General features: G+C 44.9%; 11 protein-coding genes, 1 tRNA gene and 1 rRNA gene. 9 read left to right on the top strand and 4 right to left on the bottom strand.

Translation table 11 applies throughout. The features are described 5' to 3' along the window. Both LIR34_RS02195 and LIR34_RS02190 read left to right on the top strand, forming a co-directional pair. Positions 1–382: ribosomal RNA gene (locus LIR34_RS02195) — 23S ribosomal RNA — on the top strand; the annotation flags it as partial. Between the two features lie 70 nt (positions 383–452). Beyond that, positions 453–523 (top strand) — tRNA-Trp (locus tag LIR34_RS02190). 59 nt (positions 524–582) lie between these two features. Here the strand turns inward: LIR34_RS02190 and LIR34_RS02185 are convergent. Beyond that, positions 583–1449, bottom strand: coding sequence for a LysR family transcriptional regulator (locus LIR34_RS02185; RefSeq protein ID WP_161286050.1), 867 nt, complete (start codon positions 1447–1449; stop codon positions 583–585). A gap of 255 nt (positions 1450–1704) precedes the next feature. On the opposite strand from LIR34_RS02185, the gene LIR34_RS02180 reads away from it, so the two are divergent. The 3 genes from LIR34_RS02180 (at position 1705) to ttdB (ending at position 4584) form a co-directional block, all read left to right on the top strand. Then, positions 1705–2970, top strand: a complete 1266-nt coding sequence (locus tag LIR34_RS02180; RefSeq protein WP_173901641.1) for an SLC13 family permease — start codon at positions 1705–1707, stop codon at positions 2968–2970. Positions 2971–3058: 88 nt separating this feature from the next. Next, positions 3059–3958, top strand: a complete 900-nt coding sequence (gene ttdA, locus LIR34_RS02175) for a L(+)-tartrate dehydratase subunit alpha (protein WP_161286048.1) — start codon at positions 3059–3061, stop codon at positions 3956–3958. Next, entirely contained in the window at positions 3958–4584 is a 627-nt protein-coding gene (ttdB, locus tag LIR34_RS02170; protein ID WP_161286047.1) for a L(+)-tartrate dehydratase subunit beta, read from the top strand. The genes ttdA and ttdB overlap by 1 nt, the downstream gene beginning before the upstream one ends. Positions 4585–4727: 143 nt before the next feature. Here the strand turns inward: ttdB and LIR34_RS02165 are convergent, their stop codons facing one another. Continuing rightward, positions 4728–5690, bottom strand: coding sequence for a P1 family peptidase (locus tag LIR34_RS02165; protein WP_173901642.1), 963 nt, complete (start codon positions 5688–5690; stop codon positions 4728–4730). 224 nt (positions 5691–5914) lie between these two features. On the opposite strand from LIR34_RS02165, the gene LIR34_RS02160 reads away from it, so the two are divergent. Continuing rightward, positions 5915–6568 carry a trimeric intracellular cation channel family protein gene (locus LIR34_RS02160; protein ID WP_161286051.1) on the top strand — a complete coding sequence of 218 codons (654 nt, stop codon included), beginning with the start codon at positions 5915–5917 and terminating at the stop codon, positions 6566–6568. A gap of 243 nt (positions 6569–6811) precedes the next feature. Here LIR34_RS02160 and LIR34_RS02155 read toward each other — a convergent pair whose 3' ends face one another. Next, on the bottom strand, positions 6812–8554 hold the full coding sequence (locus LIR34_RS02155; protein ID WP_173901643.1) for an ammonium transporter: 1743 nt from the start codon (positions 8552–8554) through the stop codon (positions 6812–6814). Between the two features lie 246 nt (positions 8555–8800). Beyond that, positions 8801–10912, bottom strand: coding sequence for a glutamine synthetase III family protein (locus tag LIR34_RS02150; RefSeq protein WP_173901644.1), 2112 nt, complete (start codon positions 10910–10912; stop codon positions 8801–8803). A gap of 305 nt (positions 10913–11217) precedes the next feature. On the opposite strand from LIR34_RS02150, the gene purF reads away from it, so the two are divergent. The 3 genes from purF (at position 11218) to gltB (ending at position 19066) form a co-directional block, all read left to right on the top strand. Further along, positions 11218–12627 carry an amidophosphoribosyltransferase gene (gene purF / locus LIR34_RS02145; protein WP_173901645.1) on the top strand — a complete coding sequence of 470 codons (1410 nt, stop codon included), beginning with the start codon at positions 11218–11220 and terminating at the stop codon, positions 12625–12627. A 216-nt stretch (positions 12628–12843) separates the two neighbouring features. Further along, on the top strand, positions 12844–14481 hold the full coding sequence (locus tag LIR34_RS02140) for a CTP synthase (protein ID WP_173901646.1): 1638 nt from the start codon (positions 12844–12846) through the stop codon (positions 14479–14481). Between the two features lie 10 nt (positions 14482–14491). Next, positions 14492–19066: a glutamate synthase large subunit gene (gene gltB, locus LIR34_RS02135; protein WP_330603579.1), complete on the top strand. Its 4575-nt coding sequence runs from the start codon at positions 14492–14494 to the stop codon at positions 19064–19066. Positions 19067–19081 lie beyond the last annotated feature (15 nt).

The following is a 19081-nucleotide window of genomic DNA, read 5'->3' as shown; positions in this document are numbered from 1 at the left end:
GCATCCTGGGGCTGTAGTAGGTCCCAAGGGTTGGGCTGTTCGCCCATTAAAGCGGTACGCGAGCTGGGTTCAGAACGTCGTGAGACAGTTCGGTCCCTATCCGGCGTGGGCGTAGGATATCTGAGAGGAGCTGTCCTTAGTACGAGAGGACCGGGATGGACGGGCCGCTGGTGCACCGGTTAGACTGCCAAGTCTATAGCCGGGTAGCCAAGCCCGGAAGGGATAAACGCTGAAGGCATCTAAGCGTGAAGCCCCCCTCAAGATGAGATATCCCATCCGAAAGGAGTAAACCCCCTTGAAGACGACGAGGTTGATAGGGCAGGGGTGGAAGTACGGTAACGTATGGAGCTGACTGCTACTAATAGGGTGAGGGCTTGACCAACAAGCTTGGTTAAAATGATTCTTAAATGTCAACATGTATGTAGTTTTGAAGATGTGATAAATATCTTTATAGGGGATTGGTCAAATGGTATGATAGGGGTCTCCAAAACCTTTGGTGGGAGTTCGATTCTCTCATCCCCTGCTATTAAAAAGAACCGAGGACATTTCAGATGTCTTCGGTTCTTTTTTCACGTTCTCTTCTCAGAAATTCTCAATGAATTTGATCACTTTTTCTGTAGTTGTATTCTGATATTTTCCCTTTTTCCATATAACACCAATACGCTGCTCAATAGATGGCATGACCGGGATCCCGACAATATCCGGATGTTTTTCAACAATAGAACGGTACAAAAAAGTTCCCATATGTCCAGATTTTACCATATTGATGAGAGTTGTGATCTGACTGGTGTTCAGAATAATGTGAGGATTTACTCCCACTGCTTTAAACTGTCTGGTCAGTGTCATGACCTGTACAGAATCTGTGTTAAAAAGAATCAGCGGCTCATCTGCAAGCATGGTGAGAAGAAGAGTTTTCTGACCTGCCAGAGGATGATCTGGCGCGACACAGAAAAGCAGGTCTTCCGTATCGATAATGCGTGAATTGCATTTATCAATGGAAGGCTGTTCTGCATTGACGATCGCGATATCCAGTTTCTCTTCCAGAACAAGATTACATGCCTTAATAGAACCAAATTCAAAAAGACGAAGATCTACATTTGGAAAACTTTCATTCAGAGACAGATATAATTCAGGCAGATAAATCGTTCCAAGCATGGGAGGGATACCGATTCGTATTGGGGTGACTTTTTTTCTTAATTCGTGAAATTCCGATTCTACCGAGTCTGCATGAGCGAGAAGTTCCTCGGCACTCTTATAAAAAATCTCTCCTTCTGGTGTGAGTGTCAGTTTATTATTATTTCTGAAAAACAGGTTAACGCCAAATTCTTCTTCCAGAGCCTTGATCGCATTGGAAATAGAAGGCTGGGTTACAAAAAGTTCTTTTGCGGCTTTTGTGATATTATGGTATCTGGCGGCTACACAAAAGTATTCTAACTGAGTTAATTTCATTATAAAAAGATCTCCATATTTTATAGTGTGATTTACAAAATTATCATATATAATAGCATGTCGAAATGAGATGTGCAACGAAAAGAAATGGTTATTGATACAAAAAACTCAATAACTTTTTCTTATGGGTGTATATGTTTTAATAAATGTACAATATGGAAAACCTCATATATAATAAACGCATAACAAAGCAGTAATGAAATCGGCCGAGGGATTGCTCAAAGTTACAAAATGAAAAAGTAGGAGGGTGTAGCAATGAGTCCATCAACAATTACGCTGCTGTTTCTCCTGTTCGCGGTAATCATGTTCGTACTTGAAAAGATTCCGCTGGGAGTTACATCCATGATTGTCTGTATCGGTCTTGTAGTGACGGGAGTTCTGGATGTCAAAACAGCTTTTGCAGGATTCATCGACAGTAATGTCATTTTGTTTGTTTCCATGTTCATCGTAGGTGGGGCATTATTTGAAACAGGCATGGCAAACAAGATTGGAGGTATTGTAACAAAATTTGCAAAGACAGAAAGAATGCTGATCATTGCAATTATGGTGATCGTAGGTGTCATGAGTGGTGTGTTATCCAATACAGGTACGGCCGCAGTTCTGATTCCGGTAGTCATCGGTATCGCAGCAAAGTCCGGATACAAAAGATCACGTCTTCTGATGCCGCTGGTATTTGCAGCTGCCATGGGAGGTAACCTTTCTTTGATCGGAGCACCGGGAAATCTGATCGCACAGAGTGCACTTCAGGAAATCGACATGAAGTTCGGATTTTTCGAATATGCAATTGTAGGTTTACCAATTCTGATCGCAGGTATTCTGTTCTATGCGACTATCGGATACCGCCTTCTCCCAAATCATGATGTAAAAGATGAGGGAGCCTTTGACACAGAAAAAGATTTCAGCAACGTTCCAGTATGGAAACAGTGGTTATCTCTGATCATTCTGGTTCTGACACTGCTGGCGATGATCTTTGAAGACAAAATTGGCATTAAATTATGTATTTCCGGTGGAATCGGAGCACTGCTTCTGATCATTACAGGAGTTATTTCCGAGAAAGATGCACTGAAATCCATTGATCTCAAGACAATTTTCCTTTTCGGAGGTACTCTTTCTCTGGCAGCGGCACTGCAGGAAACAGGAGCAGGAGAGCTGATCGCCGGTAAAGTGATCGGAGCGCTTGGCGAAAATCCATCTCCATATATCCTGACTTTTGTAGTATTTATTCTCTGTGCCGCACTGACAAACTTTATGTCAAACACAGCGACAACCGCTCTTATGGTTCCGATCTGTCTGTCTATCGCACAGGGAATGGGAGCTGACCCGAGAGCCGTACTGATGGCATGTGTGATCGGAGGTTCCTGTGCATATGCGACACCGATCGGAATGCCGGCAAATACAATGGTAGTTGGTGCAGGCGGATATAAGTTTATGGACTATGTAAGATCCGGATTCCCGCTTATCATTATCGCAACTGTTGTAAGTATGATCATTCTTCCGATCGCTTTTCCGTTCTTCCCGTGAGAATGAGAAACGTGAGAGGAATTTGATGATAAAGAAATTTAAACTCAATTATTAACTTTAGAATTATATGAACCAGGAGGACAAACAAATGGGTAAGAAAGAACAGGTAGAGCAGCTTACCACTTATATGGCGAACTTTGTTTCCTATATTGGTAAAGTGCTGCCGGACGACATCAAAGAAAAGATTAACGAACTCGCAGAGAAAGAGGACAGCCCGCTTTCCAAAGTTATCTATCAGACCATGCAGAAAAACCAGGTTCTTGCAAAAGAACTCAACAGACCGAGCTGCCAGGATACAGGTGTATTACAGTTCTGGGTTAAATGCGGAACAAACTTCCCTCTGATCGGTGAACTGGAAGCTCTTCTCAAAGAAGCAGTTGTCAAAGCTACTTTTGAAGCACCTCTTCGTCACAACAGCGTAGAAACCTTTGATGAGTACAACACAGGTAAGAACGTTGGTAAAGGAACACCTACTGTATTCTGGGACATCGTTCCGGACAGCGACAAATGTGAAATTTACACATACATGGCTGGCGGCGGATGTACTCTTCCGGGAAAAGCTATGGTCCTGATGCCAGGTGAAGGTTATGAAGGTGTAACAAAATTTGTTATGGATGTTATGACATCTTATGGCTTAAATGCCTGCCCGCCACTTCTTGTAGGTGTTGGAGTTGCAACATCTGTAGAGACTGCCGCCCTGCTTTCCAAGAAAGCACTTATGAGACCACTTGGAAGCCACAATGAAAACGAGAGAGCTGCATCTATGGAAAAACTGCTCGAAGACGGTATCAATGCAATTGGCCTTGGACCACAGGGTATGGGTGGTAAATACTCCGTAATGGGTGTTCATATTGAAAACACAGCAAGACATCCATCCACTATCGGAGTAGCTGTAAATGTTGGATGCTGGTCCCACAGACGTGGACACATCATCTTTGATAAAGACCTTAACTACACAATCACAACACATTCGGGGGTGACTTTATAATGCTGGAAATGAAAGATGGAAAGAAAATTCTGACAACACCGATCTCAGCAGAAGATCTGAAAGATATCCATGCAGGAGATATCGTATACTTAAATGGAAGCATGACAACCTGTCGTGACGTTGCACACAGACGTCTTGTTGAAGAAGGCCGCGAACTTCCGGTAAATGTAAGAGATGCAGCTATTTTCCATGCTGGTCCGATCATTCGTCCGCTGGAAGATGACAAGTTCGAAATGGTATCTGTAGGACCGACAACCAGTATGCGTATGGAAAAATTTGAATATGAATTTGTAAGGGAGACAGGCGTTCGTGTCATCATCGGTAAAGGTGGAATGAAAGAAAACACAGAACGTGCATGTAAAGAATTCGGTGCGATCCACTGTGTATTCCCTGCTGGAAACGCTGTTGTAGCAGCCACTGAAGTTGAAGAGATCGTAGATGCTCAGTGGAGAGATCTTGGAATGCCGGAGACACTGTGGCACTGCCGTGTCAAAGAATTCGGACCGCTGATCGTATCCATTGATACAGAAGGACGTAACCTCTTTGAAGAGAATAAAGTTATTTTCAATCAGAGAAAAGACAAAGCAGTAGAAGAAATCTGCAAACATGTAAGTTTTATTAAATAAACCCTGTGAATCAAAAACATACTTAGTAAATCAAAATTTTGCCATAGTAAAGCCATACAGAAGGATTACTGCCATGATCCTTTTGTATGGCTTTCTATAGTATTATAGCGTTCAGGGAAAAGAAAAGTCGTTACAATAGTTGTTTACAACAGATCTCTGACGGCAGGATAACCGTAGGCAGTTTCTGCGCTTCTGACAGCTGCAAGAATTGCTTCTGACATGACATCAGCGGCGAGTGTGCCGACCATATCACAGTCTGCGGATACATTTCCAACAGAAAGAGCGTAGATACTGTCGCCGTCCGCAGAGGTGTGTACCGGACGGATGGAACGGGCATAACCATTGTGTGCCATCGAGGCAATCTTGCAGAGACGGCTCTTGTCAAACTGTGCATTGGTGATGATGGCACCGATCGTGGTATTTCCGGTAAATTTGTTTTCATGGACTTCAAAGGACTGATAGAGAAGCTTTGATGAATCTGCAAAAGATTTCCGGTCATCACAGAGCATGCCTGCGACGATCTGTCCGTTATGATAGTCACAGATATCGCCAAGGGCATTCACAACGACGATGGCACCGACCTTCAGTTCACCAATCTGCAGCGCATAGCTTCCGATGCCGGATTTCATGCAGAAATCCATTCCTCTGAATTTGCCGACAGTTGCTCCGGTACCTGCCCCGAAATTTCCGTCCTGATAATTGTTGAGATAGGCATTCTCACAGGCCTTATACCCCATTGCCTGATCCGGACGGCAGCGAGGATCAGCTACAGTCAGGTCAAAAATATCCGACTGACAGACAAGCGGTACTCTGGTCACACCGACATCAAAACCAATCCCTTTTTCTTCCAGAAACTGCATGACTCCACCGGCTGCATCCAGACCGAAGGCACTGCCTCCACCAAGAAGTACGGCATGGATTTCCTGGGCACTGGCAAGAGGCTTAAGAAGTTCACTCTCTCTTGAAGCAGGACCGCCGCCGCGTACATCCAGTCCGGCACACATTCCGTTTTCACTTAAGATAACGGTGCAGCCTGTCCCACCAGTGATATTCTGCGCATTTCCAATCCGGATTTCTGAAAAATCTTTTATACTGATAACTTGCATGACAATCCTCCATGATCTGTAAAATAGAATCTGAATCTGGTTTATATTTTAGCACAGATCAGTCAAAAGATGGATGCCAAAAAATTTCACAGTATAAAAAATTTTGTAATATTAAATTGCAAGAATAAGAAAGTATAGTATAATGGAAATAATGTATCGAAGGAGTTTCTGTGAAGAGTTACTCGAAAGATATGATAAGGCAGAAATTGGGGGAGAGGGAAGTTATGGATTATCAGCAGCTTATTACATTTATGATGGAAATGGTCGGGACGGTCGCCTTTGCGGCATCTGGTGCAATGGTTGCGGTGGACCGGGCGATGGATATTTTTGGGGTGATCGTGCTTGGTGTTACAACAGCAGTCGGAGGAGGTGCTGTCCGTGATGTGATCCTCGGAATCGTGCCGCCGGCCATGTTCCAGCATCCGGTCTATACGATCGTGGCAATGATCACATCCTGTATTGTTTTTACGATCCTGTATCTTAAGAAGGAGCTTCTGCAGGGGCATAACAGAGAAACCTATGACAAGGTTATGCTGGTCATGGACTCGATCGGACTTGGGATTTTTACAGTTGTAGGGGTGAACACAGGAATTTCTCATGGCTACATGGAATATACGTTCCTTCTGGTGTTCCTTGGTACCGTCACAGGAGTCGGGGGAGGGCTTCTTCGCGATGTTATGGCAGGTGTCCCGCCGTATATTCTGGTGCGTCACATCTATGCCTGTGCCTCAATCGTCGGTGCAATCGTCTGTGTTATCCTGTATCGGCACTCCGGTGCGGTGGCAGCAATGGTGGGAGCTTCTGCAGTGGTGGTTCTGATCCGTTATCTGGCAGCACATTACCGCTGGAACCTTCCGAAGCTTACAAGAGAAGAATAGAAAACAGGTAACTGTTCAGTACCCTCACAGTTACGAGTCAAAATGCATTCCAAATCACCTTCGGTGATGGCATTTTGCCTTATATGTCTCGGGATTTTGGCAAAAAACATGCCAAAACGCCTCGCGGGATATTACCTTCTGAATAGTTACGAAAACAGACATAAAAACAGCTCTTCTACACAGAAAAAGAAGAGCCGTTTTTTGAGGAAAATCAATAAATCTATTGATACGGCCAGGGGAAGTTTATTCCAGTGGCTGAGTATCCTGAAGTGCTTCAAATCCTTCTTCACCGGTACGGATCTTGACAACATTTTCGATGTCGTATACGAAGACTTTACCATCACCGTATTGACCGGTATGAAGAGTTTTCTTGGCTGTTTCGATAACGGTTCTTACCGGAACAAGACTGACTACGATTTCAATTTTGATTTTCGGCAGAAGGTTCATATCCATCTCGACACCACGGTAGTAGGAACGTGAACCCTTCTGTACACCGCATCCCATAACGTTTGTGATCGTGATACCGGTGACACCGATCTCATTCATTGCATGCATAAATTCTTCCAGCTTGCTCTGACGGGTAATGATGACAACCTTTGTCAGTTTATGTACACCTTCCTTCGGGAGCTCCGGAACAGTAGCTGCAACCTCGGCAGGAGCAACATTTGCAGAAGTATTTGCAGAAGGAGCGTTTTTTGCAACACCCATAGGAGCAGGTACAGTCATTGTGTCATGTACAACAAATCCGTCATAGGCACTTGTAAGACCATGTTCTTTGGAGTCCAGACCTTCGATTTCTTCCTCTGCAGTTACACGAAGACCAACTGTATGTTTGATCACCTGGAAGATAATTGTCATAGTAACAGCAACCCATGCGATGGTGATGATCATGCCGATAAACTGTACGCCAAATCCGTGGAAGCCGCCGCCGACCAGAAGACCTTTCCAGTCTGTACCTGTTCCGTCAGAGAAAAGACCAACAGCGAGAGTACCAAAAGCACCGTTTAAACCATGAACACCAACGGCACCGACCGGGTCATCAACCTTGAGAACTTTGTCAATAAATTCAATACCAAATACTACAACGAAGCCTGCAATAATACCAATGATGGCTGAGGATGCAGGAGAAACGGTATCACATCCTGCTGTGATGGCAACCAGACCTGCAAGAGATCCGTTGAGGGACATGGAAACATCAGGTTTTTTGTATCTCACCCATGTGATGATAAGTACAGTTACTGTTGCAACAGCAGCAGCAAGGTTTGTAGTCACAAAAATTTTACCTGCAGTTACGATGGCATCCCCTTCCATGCTGACAGTGGAAGCACCGTTAAATCCGAACCAGCAGAACCAGAGGATAAATACACCTAAGGCACCGACAGTAAGGTTATGTCCCGGAATGGCTTTGGATTTGCCACTCTTTGAATATTTACCGATACGAGGTCCGAGGATGATCGCACCGATAAATGCTGCGACACCGCCGACCATATGTACTGCACAGGAACCTGCAAAATCGTGGAATCCCATCTGGCTGATGAAACCGCCGCCCCAGATCCAGTGACCGGACACAGGATAGACGATCAGGCTGATCAGGAAGCTGTAAATACAATAAGAAGAAAATTTAGTACGTTCTGCCATGGCTCCGGATACGATCGTAGCGGAGGTTGCACAGAATACGGTCTGGAAGATAAGAAATGCCCAGAACGGAACTCCGTCAGGAAGCATAGAAGATCCATAGTTTGCTTCTGAAGCAATTCCTCCGATTCTTCCGAAGAATCCGTTTCCGGCTCCAAACATGATTCCGAATCCGACGATCCAGAAAGTAGGAGTACCGATGCAGAAGTCCATAAGGTTTTTCATGATAATGTTACCGGCATTCTTTGCTCTGGTGAAACCAGTTTCTACCATTGCAAAACCAGCCTGCATAAAGAAAACGAGTGCGGCACCCAAAAGTACCCAGATTGTGTTTACTGATGAATAGTCCATAAAGTTACCTCTCTTTCCCTAAAAGTTGACTAAGTTAGTATAGTATCAGTATTCAAAAAAGGCACGAGAATGAAATTTCATCATTTTCGCGCCTTTACGAATCAGTATATGTAAAACAGGGGATATCCGTATCGTGTGATTAATGGATGGATGAGGAAATCGATAATGAATTATGAAGGATTCATGTTTTATAAGATATCCCCTGGTTTTACCAGTGTGAAATTGTTATAACTGAATTCCTTTATCTCAGTCAGAGATAGAGAATAACAGTTTTCCATAAGTAGGATATGGAAGAATATCATCCGGGATCAGAGCTTCTGCTGCATCAGCAGAAATACGGACTTTTTCCATATCGTCAAGTACGACACTCTGATAGAGTTTTGCACTCTTGAGCAGATCTTTGTCGACTTCGTATTCAGCCATTGCTGTATCTTCTTTCAGTCTGTCAAGATCCTTGATCATTGCCTCAGAAAGCTCTGTCAGTTTTGTAAGAAGTTTGGCTTCTGTGGATACGGAGATATCTGGAACGACAGACTTCTTAAGGGCAGCAGTCTGAGCAAGTTTTTCCATGTATGTAGTAACTGCCGGAAGAAGATCTTTCTGGATGATCTCAACCAGAGTACCTGCCTCGATATGAAGTGTCTTTACATAGTTCTCAAGCTTGATCTCATAACGGGAATGAAGCTCTGCATGTGTAAAGATATGATGGTCGATGAGAAGCTTTTCATTCTTTTCATCAACGAAATGCGGCAGTGCATCCGGAGTGGATACCAGGTTGTAAAGCCCACGTTTTTCTGCCTCTGCGAGCCATTCATCTGTATAACCATTGCCGTTAAAGATGATACGTTTATGTTCGGAAATGGTCTTTTTGAGCAGTTCATGGACTGCTTTTTCCATTTCATCTGCAGCAACATCTTTGAGTTCATCATAGAACTGTCTTAAGACTTCAGCAACTGCAGTATTGAGAATGATATTCGGATTTGCTACGGAAGAAGATGATCCAAGCATACGGAATTCGAACTTGTTTCCGGTAAATGCAAATGGTGAAGTACGGTTTCTGTCGGTATTGTCTTTCACAAAATGAGGAAGAACCTTTGCACCGATATCCATCTGAACGGCACCATGTCCGACAAAGAATTCATCGTTTTCAATAGCCTTGAGAACCTCTGTAAGTTCATCTCCAAGGAAGATAGAAACGACTGCCGGTGGAGCTTCATTTGCACCAAGACGGTGATCATTTCCGGCACTTGCAACAGAGATACGAAGAAGATCTGCATAATCATCGACTGCTTTGATAACTGCTACAAGGAATACCAGAAACTGTGTGTTTTCGGCAGGTGTTTTGCCTGGATCGAGAAGGTTTACACCTGTGTTTGTGCTCATGGACCAGTTGTTATGTTTACCACTTCCGTTGATTCCTTCGAATGGTTTTTCATGAAGCAGGCATACCATATTGTGTTTGGCAGCTACTTTTTTCATGATTTCCATAGTAAGCTGGTTGTGGTCGACAGCCACGTTTGTTGTATCAAATACAGGAGCCAGTTCGTGCTGAGCAGGAGCAACCTCGTTGTGTTTTGTCTTTGCCGGGATGCCAAGTTTCCAGAGTTCTTCGTCCAGATCATGCATATAGGCAGACACACGAGGTTTCAGAGTTCCGAAGTAATGATCTTCCATTTCCTGTCCCTTTGGAGCCGGAGCACCGATCAGAGTACGTCCGCAGAAGATCAGGTCTTTTCTCTTATTATAGAGGTCTTTGTCCACCAGGAAGTATTCCTGTTCCGGTCCTACAGTAGTATCAATATGTTTTACATCTGTGTTTCCAAGAAGACGAAGAACCTTGAGTGCTTCTTTACTCAGACTGTCCATGGAACGAAGAAGAGGAGTCTTTTTGTCCAGCGCTTCTCCGCTGTAGGAGCAGAATGCAGTTGGAATATAAAGGGTACGATCCTTGATAAATGCCGGTGAAGTAGGATCCCATGCGGTATATCCTCTGGCTTCGAAAGTAGCACGAAGACCGCCTGACGGGAAACTGGATGCATCCGGTTCACCTTTTACAAGTTCTTTACCGGAGAACTCCATGATCACCTGTCCGTCACCTGTCGGGGAGATGAAGCTGTCATGTTTTTCTGCGGTGAAGTTTGTCATTGGCTGGAACCAGTGAGTATAATGGGTAGCTCCATGATCAAGTGCCCATTCTTTCATGGCAACTGCAACAGAGTTGGCAACATCAAGTTCGAGATGTGTACCGTTCTCAATTGTTTTTTTCAGTGCCTTGTACATGTCTTTCGGTAATTTTTCACGCATGATCTTGTCGTTAAAAACAAGGCTGCCGTAGATTTCAGGAATGCTCTGTGCCATAATAAAATCTCCTTTCAACTCTCCATTAATCTAAATTTTTTCAAATAAAATCTTCAGATAAACAAAAAAGGCGCCTTGGAATTATCATCCAAAGCGCCGTTGCTTATGTGATGTAGTATACACAAAAAAATCAGGATGTCAATAATTTTTTTCGAAAAAAATTCAAATTTTTTGTTTGGACAGATGAATTTATTTGTATGCTTTTTTGAAAGGACAAGGGTTGACAAATCGCTTTCTTCCATTATAATTGCAGTGTAAAAAGTACTTCGGAAAGCATTTGAATATAAGAATTGGAGGAAATTCTGATGGCAGAATTAAAGGAAGCCTGCGGCGTATTCGGAATGTATGATCTGGATGGAGGTAATGTGGTTCCATCCATTTATTATGGACTTACTTCACTTCAGCACCGTGGACAGGAGTCCTGCGGACTTGCAGTTTCCCGCACGGAGGGAGAAAGAGGGAATATCCAGTTCCATAAGGATTTAGGACTGGTAAGTGAGGTCCTTCGCGAGGATACCATCCGTAATATGGAGGGAGATCTCGGCATCGGTCATGTACGATATTCAACAACAGGAGCGTCAGTGGCTGAGAATGCACAGCCTCTTGTATTGTCCTATATAAAGGGAACGCTTGCACTTGCTCATAATGGAAACCTTATCAATACCCCGGAACTGAAATGGGAACTGATCCAGAATGGTGCGATTTTCCATACGACTACAGATTCAGAAGTAATCGCATTTCATGTAGCAAGAGAGCGTGTACATTCCAAAACTGTAGAGGAAGCAGTACTTAAAACTGCCCGTAAATTAAAGGGTGCCTATGCACTGGTGATCATGAGTCCCCGTAAACTGATCGGTGTGCGTGATCCGCTGGGACTTAAGCCGCTCTGTCTTGGAAAGAGGGGCAATGCTTATGTGCTTGCATCTGAGAGCTGTGCATTGACTTCTGTTGGTGCTGAGTTTGTAAGGGACATTGAACCGGGTGAGATGGTCACGATCTCCAGAAATGGTGTTGAATCCAACAAGGAACTTGCCGGTGGAAAGCATGCCCATTGCGTGTTTGAATATATTTATTTTGCAAGACTGGACAGCGAGATGGATGGAGTAAAGATTTATGATGCGCGTATCCGCGGCGGTAAATCTCTTGCCAGATCCTATCCGGTAGACGCAGATCTTGTCACCGGTGTACCGGAATCCGGAATCCCGGCAGCCAAGGGATTCTCTGAAGAATCCGGTATTCCGTTTGGTTTTGCTTTTTATAAGAACAGTTACATTGGAAGAACCTTCATCAAACCTACCCAGAAGGAAAGAGAATCCAGTGTCCATCTGAAGCTGAGTGTTCTGGAATCAGCAGTAAAAGGTAAGAGGATTGTTCTGGTAGATGACTCTATCGTAAGAGGAACTACGATCGCAAACCTGATCCGTATGCTTAAGAAAGCAGGAGCGCTGGAGGTGCATGTACGCATCAGTTCACCACCGTTCCTTCATCCTTGTTATTTCGGAACAGATGTGCCGTCCAACGACCAGCTGATCGCATCCAGTCACAGTACGGAGGAAATCCGTGAGATGATCGGTGCAGATTCCCTCGGATATATGCAGAGCGAATTCCTGGAGGGAATGGCAGGGGGACTTCCTCTGTGCAAGGCATGTTTCGATGGAAATTATCCTCTGGATGTGGAGGCGGAATTTAATAAGAAGATTGACTGTGGCTGCTGATCTTGTGACTTTTTTGCAGAAGGTGCAAAAAAAATCGATTTATGTAAAAATTACATATTTACAAAAAGTCAAAAATAAGATATAGTAATGCACATATTTAAAGTTGTGTCTGACAAAGGCGTCAGAGGCTGATAGGGGAAAGTGCCCTTATCTGCTTCTGGCGCCTTTGATTTTTCAGATATTTTATGTGTAAGGCAGATGGAGGAGGAAATCACAATGTCAGTAAAATATGTTTTTGTTACAGGCGGTGTTGTATCAGGTCTTGGAAAAGGCATCACGGCAGCATCACTTGGAAGACTTTTAAAGGCCCGGGGTTATCAGGTGACCATGCAGAAGTTTGATCCCTATATCAATATTGATCCGGGAACAATGAATCCGATCCAGCATGGAGAAGTTTTTGTAACCGATGACGGTACGGAGACAGACCTGGATCTTGGTCATTATGAGAGATTTATCGATGAAAGTCTGGATAAAAATTCCAACGTGACAACCGGTAAGATATACTGGTCTGTACTTCAGAAAGAGCGTCATGGAGATTTTGGCGGAGGAACCGTACAGGTTATTCCTCATATTACCAATGAGATCAAGAGTCGTTTCTATCGTGCCAAATCTTCATCAGAAGAAAGAATCGCGATCATTGAGGTCGGCGGAACGGTCGGAGATATTGAGAGCCAGCCGTTTCTGGAATCTATCCGTCAGTTCCAGCATGATGTCGGACATGACAATGCGGTCCTGATCCATGTTACCCTGATCCCGTATCTGAAGGCTTCCGAAGAAATGAAGACCAAGCCGACACAGGCAAGCGTCAAGGAACTGCAGGGAATGGGAATCCAGCCGGATGTTCTGGTATGCAGAAGCGAGCATCCGCTGACCGATGAAATCAAGAGTAAAATCGCACTGTTCTGCAATGTTCCAGTGAGTCATGTATTACAGAACCTTGATGTTGAATATTTATATGAAGCTCCTCTTGCAATGGAGAGAGAAAAACTGGCCGATGTGGTTCTGGAATCTTTGAGACTGGAGAACCGCAAACCGGATCTTACAGAGTGGATGGAGATGGTCAATGATCTGAGAAATCCGGAAGCCACAGTAAACATTGCCATGGTAGGAAAATACACGCAGCTGCATGACGCTTACTTAAGTGTTGTAGAAGCACTGAAGCATGGTGGCATTTCCTGCAGAGCAAAGGTAGAACTGACCTGGGTAGATTCCGAGGAATTAAATGAGAAAAATCTGGATCAGATGCTTCACAAGGTGGATGGTATCCTGGTTCCGGGAGGATTTGGAAATAGAGGTACCGAAGGAATGATCCTGGCAGCACAGTATGCCCGTGTTCACAAAATCCCGTACCTTGGCATCTGCCTTGGAATGCAGATGGCGATCGTAGAATTTGCCCGTCATGTGCTGGGATATGAGGATGCCAACAGTATAGAACTTGATCCGGCTACGAAACATCCTGTGATCGCACTGATGCCGGACCAGGAGAGTGTTGAAGATCTTGGAGGAACCTTAAGACTTGGAAGTTATCCCTGTGTTCTTGCAGATAATTCCAAAGCACTGGAGCTGTTTGGAAAGAAAGAGATCCAGGAACGTCACAGACATCGCTATGAGGTCAACAACGCATTTCGTGAAGAACTGTCTGCAAAGGGCATGATGATCGCGGGAACTTCCCCTGACGGACATATCGTAGAGATGATCGAGGTCAAAGATCATCCATTTTATGAGGGAACGCAGGGACATCCGGAGTTCAAATCAAGACCGAATCATGCACATCCTTTATTCCGTGGCTTCGTAAAAGCGGCGAAGGAATACGCGAAAGAGAAGGAAAGCAGGAATCAGTTAAATAAAGAATAGAAGTAATATTATGATAGAGAGGACGAAGATTATGCAGGAAGCAATGAGAGAAGATCAAGGTCTGTATCGCCAGGAATTTGAGCATGACAACTGTGGTATCGGTGCAGTTGTCAATATCAAAGGAAAGAAAACACATGAAACTGTTGCAAATGCTCTCAGGATCGTAGAACATCTGGAGCATCGTGCAGGTAAGGATGCGGAAGGCAAGACCGGTGACGGTGTAGGTATCCTTCTGCAGATTTCCCATAAATTTTTCAAAAAAGCCTGTAAGAAAGAGGGCTTTGATATCGGTGAGGAAAGAGAATATGGTATCGCACAGTTTTTCTTCCCGCAGCATGAGATCAAACGTGCCCAGGCCAAAAAGATGTTTGAGATCATTGTGGAAAAAGAAGGACTGGAGCTTCTTGGCTGGAGAACCGTTCCTGTGATCCCGGAGGTTCTCGGACACAAAGCAAAAGAGTGTATGCCATGCATCATGCAGGCATTTATCAAAAAACCGGAGGAAGTAGAAAAAGGACTTCCATTTGACCGTATGCTCTATATTGCCCGTCGTGAGTTTGAACAGAGTAATGATAATACCTACGTGGTTTCCATGAGCAGCCGTACCATTGTCTACAAAGGTATGTTCCTGGTAGGTCAGCTCCGTACCTTCTTTGCTGATCTTCAGAATCCGGAGTATGAATCTGCGATTGCGATGGTACATTCCAGATTCAGTACCAATACCAATCCAAGCTGGGAGAGAGCACATCCGAACCGTTTTATCGTACACAACGGTGAGATCAATACCATTCGTGGAAATGCTGACAAGATGCTTGCCAGAGAGGAAAATATGGAATCTCCGTACCTCAAAGGACAGCTTCACAAAGTCCTTCCGGTTGTAAACCGCAATGGTTCCGACTCGGCAATGCTTGACAATACCCTGGAATTCCTTGTTATGAGTGGTATGGAACTTCCGCTTGCAGTCATGATCACTATTCCGGAGCCGTGGGCGTACAACGATACAATTTCTCAGGAGAAGAGAGATTTTTATCAGTATTATGCAACCATGATGGAGCCATGGGACGGCCCGGCATCCATTCTGTTTTCGGATGGAGATGTGATGGGAGCAGTGCTTGACCGTAACGGTCTTCGTCCATCCAGATATTACATCACTTCCGATGGCTATATGATCCTTTCTTCAGAAGTTGGTGTTATGCCGGTTCCGGAGGAAAAAATCGTTCTCAAAGAGCGTCTGCATCCGGGAAAAATGCTCCTGGTGGATACCGTTCAGGGGAAAGTTATCGATGATGATGAACTGAAAGAAAAATATGCCAAAATGCAGCCGTATGGTGAGTGGCTGAACAGCAACCTCGTACAGCTTAAAGATATCAAGATCCCGAATATCCGTATGGAGGAATACACACCGGAGCACAGAGCACGTCTTCAGAAGGCATTTGGATATACTTACGAACAGTATCGTACCTCTATCCGCAACATGGCACTGAACGGGGCAGAGAGTATCGGAGCCATGGGAGTGGATACACCGCTGGCAGTGCTTTCCAAACAGCATCGCCCGTTGTTTGATTACTTTAAACAGCTGTTTGCCCAGGTAACAAACCCGCCGATCGATGCCATCCGTGAGGAGATCGTAACTTCCACAAGTGTTTATGCAGGTAAAGACGGAAATCTTCTGGTGCAGCAGCCGGAAAACTGCCATGTACTCAAAATCCTTCATCCGATCCTCACAAACACAGATATGCTGAAGATCAAAAACATGAATGCCGACGGATTTAAGGTTGCCGTTGTCTCAACTCTCTATTATAAGAGTACAAAACTCGAGAGAGCGATCGACCGTCTCTTCGTAGAGGTTGACAAGGCGTTCCGTGACGGTGCAAATATCCTTGTACTTTCCGACCGTGGTGTAGATGAGAATCATATGCCGATCCCGTCTCTTCTGGCAGTGTCCTCAGTACATCAGCATCTCGTAAAGACCAAAAAGAGTACTTCACTGGCACTGATCGTAGAGTCCGGAGAGCCAAGAGAAGTTCATCATTTTGCAACTCTGCTCGGTTATGGTGCAAGTGCGGTCAACCCATATCTTGCACTGGAGACGATCCGTGAACTGATCGACAACCATATGCTGGATAAAGATTACTATGCAGCAGTAGAAGACTATAACCATGCAGTCTTAAGCGGTATCGTCAAGATCGCATCCAAAATGGGTATCTCTACGATCCAGTCTTATCAGGGATCTCAGATCTTTGAGGCAATTGGTATCTCTCAGGAAGTGATCGACAAATACTTTACCGGAACAGTAAGCCGTGTAGGTGGAATCACTCTGGAAGATATCGAAGATAACGTGGAGAAACTCCACTCAGAGGCATTTGACCCGCTTGGCTTAAATACAGATCTGACCCTTGACAGTGTCGGTGCACACAAGATGAGAAGTCAGGGAGAGGAGCATAAATACAATCCACAGACCATCCATCTGCTTCAGGAATCTACCTGGACGGGCAGTTATGACCTGTTCAAACAGTATACTGCACTGGTAGATGAGGAAAGTCACGGGGCACTTCGTGGACTGATGGAATTTAATTATCCGGAAAAAGGAATCCCGATCGAGGAAGTAGAGAGCGTCGATGAGATTGTAAAACGTTTCAAGACAGGTGCGATGTCCTACGGCTCCATCTCTCAGGAAGCACATGAAACGCTTGCGATCGCGATGAACCATCTCCATGGAAAATCCAATACAGGTGAAGGTGGAGAGAGTGATGAGCGTATTGCTTCCGCAGGAAGCCAGAATGACCGCTGCTCCGCGATCAAACAGGTAGCCAGTGGACGATTCGGTGTTACCAGCAGTTATCTGGTATCAGCAAGAGAAATCCAGATCAAAATGGCACAGGGTGCGAAACCAGGTGAGGGCGGACATCTTCCGGCAAAGAAGGTTTATCCTTGGATCGCAAAGACACGTCATTCCACTCCTGGTGTAAGTCTGATCTCCCCGCCGCCTCATCACGATATCTATTCCATCGAGGATCTGGCACAGCTGATCTATGACCTTAAGAATTCAAACGTTTACGCAGATATTTCTGTAAAACTTGTATCAGAGGCAGGTGTAGGTACTGTTGCAGCCGGTGTTGCCAAGGCAGGAGCGCAGACTGTCCTGATCTCAGGCTATGACGGTGGTACCGGTGCAGCTCCGAGAAGCTCCATCCACAATGCAGGACTTCCGTGGGAGCTTGGTCTTGCAGAGACACATCAGACCCTGATCATGAACGGACTGCGTAACCGTGTCCGTATTGAGACAGATGGTAAGCTGATGAGCGGCCGTGACGTTGCGATCGCAGCACTTCTTGGTGCGGAGGAATTTGGCTTTGCGACAGCACCGCTTGTAACCATGGGCTGTGTCATGATGCGTGTCTGCAACCTGGATACCTGTCCGGTAGGTGTGGCAACACAGAATCCGGAGCTTCGCAAACGCTTCCGCGGAAAACCGGAATACGTTGAAAACTTCATGAAGTTTATTGCTCAGGAACTGAGAGAATACATGGCACGTCTTGGCGTACATACAGTGGATGAAATGGTAGGACGTACAGACCTGTTAAGACAGTCCAAAGAAGCCTCCGAGGCAGAGCCGCACAGAGGCAAAATCAATCTGAGTGCGATCCTGAACAATCCATATGCCGGCAACGGACAGAAGGTGACCTTTGATCCAAAAGCAGTCTATAATTTTGAACTGGAAAAGACACTGGATGAAAAAGTCCTTCTTAAAAAATGCGGTAAAGCGATCACAAAGGGCGAACACATCGAACTGGATGTTGATGTGACAAATACAGACCGTACGTTTGGTACGATCCTCGGTGCAGAGATCACCAGACAGACCGGAAAGGGACTCCCGGATGATACGATCGTGATCAACTGTCATGGAGCCGGTGGACAGAGCTTCGGTGCCTTTATTCCAAAAGGTCTCACTCTGAATCTTACCGGTGACAGCAACGACTACTTCGGAAAGGGCCTCTCCGGCGGTAAACTGATCGTCAGGGTTCCGGAGAAAGCAGCCTATAAACCAGAAGACAATATCATCATCGGTAACGTTGCACTCTATGGTGCTACTAGCGGATACGCATTTATCAATGGTGTTGCAGGAGAACGTTTTGCAGTTCGAAACTCAGGCGCCAGCGCAGTAGTAGAAGGTGTAGGCGAGCATGGCTGTGAATATATGACAGGCGGACGTGTCGTAGTACTTGGACGTACCGGCAAGAACTTTGCAGCAGGTATGAGTGGTGGTATCGCCTATGTCCTTGACATTGAAAACAAACTTTACAAAAATATCAACAAATCTATGATCTCTATTGAGAAAGTAGAGAATAAATATGATGAAAAAGAACTTCGTGATCTAATTGAAGCCCATGTTGCGGCAACAGGTTCCAGACTGGGTGCAGAAGTGCTTGCTGATTTTGATGCTTACCTGCCGCACTTTAAGAAACTGATTCCGAACGAATACAAAAAGATGCTCACTCTCAGTGCCAAACTGGAAGAAAAAGGACTGACAAGTGAACAGGCACAGATGGAAGCATTTTATGAAAGCATCGGAGCAAAGCATTAAGGAGGATGAGGAAAC

The organism is Blautia sp. MSK17_66 (genome assembly GCF_020538025.1).
Taxonomy (GTDB): Bacteria; Bacillota; Clostridia; order Lachnospirales; family Lachnospiraceae; genus Blautia_A.
Note: the sequence above shows the minus strand (reverse complement) of the source record. Positions and strands in the feature narration are given on the sequence as shown.